1 pseudogene is annotated in these 630 nt (G+C 58.7%); it reads left to right on the top strand.

Annotated features, from left to right (window positions below):
• Positions 1–433 precede the first annotated feature (433 nt).
• Positions 434–630, top strand: a pseudogene (locus tag JMF90_RS39535) (acyltransferase); the annotation flags it as partial.

Here is a 630-nt window from a genome sequence, read left to right as displayed (position 1 = left end):
GACTCGATGCAACAGCGACCGGCGCCGCCACGGATCGCCCGCGGCCGCGCCCTGTCGCTAAATGGGTTTCAAACGTCGCGATGCAGGTTACAAGCAAAAATAATCACAAGAAATTTGGAAATATTTGGGGATGTTTCTGCCTGAAATATCGAGCCGGAACAGCGAATAAATGACGCCCAAAAACGGCAATAACGACCGCCTCTCCCGCGCCGCCACGTAGAAAATTCCGCTCTGCGCCGCCTGGCGAGCCCGTCCGGGCGCCAACCTTTCATGCCGTGATCGTAATAATCGGCATTTGCCTATTTATCGCCCGCTAACCGACGCGCGTTTTTTTACCGATTTCTTTTCCCTAGAATCGGTTTCGATTCCATATTCGATTTAAAGGCATGCAATACGTACACGCATTGGATGCGGGTCGTGAAGGAGCCGCGCGATGACGGCCCTGGCGCGCCCCGCCGACCTCGCCCCGCCGCAACACGGCCGGATCGTGCAGCTCGACGGGCTGCGCGCGATCGCCGTGGGCGCCGTATTCCTGCAGCACGCACTGAAGGCGCCGCTGTGGATGGGTGTCGATCTGTTCTTCGTGCTGAGCGGCCTGCTGATCACCGGCATCCTGCTCGATCGCAAGGC

The sequence above is a fragment of the Burkholderia sp. E168m23 genome (genome assembly GCF_016586125.1).
Lineage (GTDB): Bacteria > Pseudomonadota > Gammaproteobacteria > Burkholderiales > Burkholderiaceae > Burkholderia > Burkholderia orbicola.
This window is presented reverse-complemented; position numbering and strand designations above follow the sequence as displayed.